Origin of the sequence: Dietzia sp. Cai40 (assembly GCF_014145165.1) — a bacterium.
In the GTDB taxonomy this organism is placed as follows: domain Bacteria; phylum Actinomycetota; class Actinomycetes; order Mycobacteriales; family Mycobacteriaceae; genus Dietzia; species Dietzia natronolimnaea.
Genome location: NZ_JAALEB010000497.1, coordinates 1 through 2,104 on the forward strand (window position 1 = coordinate 1; position 2,104 = coordinate 2,104).

The window sequence follows — 2,104 nt, forward strand, 5'->3', positions numbered from 1 at the left end:
TGGCTCAAGCAGGAGCTCGACGACCTGCCGCTCGACCAGCGGGTGCTCGAGGCGATCGAGGACGTGGCCGCCCGCGTGGCGTTCGGTGACATCGAGCTCAGCGCCTCCCAGCTGGCCGAGCGCCTCGGCTTCACCCCCGCCCGCCAGCGCACGCCGGTCGGCGACCTCTCCGGCGGCGAGCGGCGGCGCCTGCAGCTCACGCGGGTCCTCATGGCCGAGCCCAACGTGCTGCTGCTCGACGAGCCCACCAACGACCTCGACATCGACACGCTCCGCCAGCTCGAGGACCTGCTCGACGGGTGGCCCGGCACGATGGTCGTGATCTCCCACGACCGCTACCTCGTCGAGCGAATCTGCGACTCGGTGTGGGCGCTGTTCGGCGACGGCGGGCTCACCAACCTGCCGCGGGGGATCGACGAGTACCTCGAGCGCCGCAAGCGCGCCGGGGCCGCGGGCGACTCGGGCAAGGTCCTGCGCGAGCCCGCTGGCTCGGGTTCGGGCTCGGGCTCGGGTCCCGGGGCTGGATCGGGCGGTGGATCGGGCGGTGGTTCGGCATCCGCCGCGACCGCCGGCTCCGGCGGGTCCGGGCTCAGCTCGAGTGACGAGCGGGCGCTGCGCAAGGAGATGTCCAAGATCGAGCGCCAGATGCTCAAACTCGATCAACGACAGGCGACCCTCCACGAGGCCCTCACCGCCGCCGCAGGGGAGGCGCTCGACACGGAGAAGCTCGCGTCCCTCGACCGTGATCTCAAGGACGTGAGCGCGGAGAAGGAACAGCTCGAGGAGCGCTGGATGGAGCTCGGCGAACAGGTCGAGGGCTGATCCACCCGCCGGCGCGAGAGCGGTGTGGACGTCGAACTTGGTCGTCTCTCCTGCGGTGAATCGAGCGTTTCACCGCGCTGGGCACGACCAGAATATGGGCGGAACACCTGATGCCAAGACCGAGCGGCGCGGTTCGTTGTGGATGCTCGTCGTCCCCATCCACAGGGGACGCCGGGGGCGGGCGTGAACGGTCACCGCGGGCGATGATCCTGAGGTGCCCCGTCCTCATCCTGCTGCGCCGTTCATCGGTAGTGCGGCGGTCGTGGAAGGTCATCTGTCCGGCCATCAGCTCAGGTCAGGACATCGTCGTCTGTTCCCCGACGTGTACCTCGCCACCGGAGCGCCCGCCACACCGGATGTAATGGTCCGCGGCGCAGCGCTATGGGCACCCGCTGGAGCCGTGATCGGCGGTCTCGCGGCGGCACTGATCCACCGGGAGCGGTGGTACGCGCCGGCCGCGGTCGAGAGAGAAGTCGACATCTACGCGGTCGGAACGGCACCCGCTCCGGGCCGTGTGCGGCTGCGTCGCCTCCGGCGTGCTCTGCCGGCGGGACAGGTGGAAGCGATCGGTGGACTCCGTGTGACCTCCGCTGCACGGACGGCCATCGACGTAGCGAGGTGGGAGGTCAACGACGATACGGCGATCGCGAAGATCGACGCCGTGTGCAATCGATCCCGGATCGCCGTCAGCGAGGTGAGTGCACTGGCACGGGGCCTGCGAGGGCTGCACGGTCTGCAGAGGGTGCGGAGCCTCCTCCGGTGGTGTGACCAGCGAGCTGATTCGCCGCCCGAGACCAGGCTTCGGCTGCTGATCGTCCGGTCGGACCTCCCCGACCCGACTCCGCAGGTCGAGATCCACAACGAGTACGGGGTGAAGGTCGCCACTGCGGATCTGGCGTACGAGGTCGGGAAGGTGGCGGTGTTCTACGACGGGGACGTCCATCGAGGCAGGTCTACCTGGGAGTACGACGCGCGGGTCAACGCCGAACTCTCGGAGCTGGGCTGGCAGGTGGTCCGCGTGACCGGTTCGATGCTCCGGAATCCACGGGCGGTACTCCGCCAGATCGGTGCGGCCCTCGAGCGCGGCCGCGCACGGGTATGACCGCGACGCGCGACCACATCACCCGAATCTTGGTCGTGCCCACTGCGACAGAACTGCGTTGTGGCCACAAGGGCCACGACCACACCCGTTGAGCGGGGCGCGCTGGGATGAGAGCGCTGGGGTGGGGGCGCGCTGGGTGTGCGGGGCGCGGCGGGGTGGGGGAGCGCCGGGGCGCGCCGG

The 2,104-nt window shown here is 70.1% G+C and carries 2 protein-coding genes; both read left to right on the plus strand.

Annotated features, from left to right (window positions below; translation table 11 throughout):
* Positions 1–822 (plus strand): ATP-binding cassette domain-containing protein (locus G6022_RS16370; protein WP_182692041.1); only part of this gene is annotated, 822 nt, incomplete at its 5' end.
* 580 nt (positions 823–1,402) lie between these two features.
* On the plus strand, positions 1,403–1,924 hold the full coding sequence (locus G6022_RS16375; protein ID WP_182615538.1) for a DUF559 domain-containing protein: 522 nt from the start codon (positions 1,403–1,405) through the stop codon (positions 1,922–1,924).
* Positions 1,925–2,104: the final 180 nt, after the last annotated feature.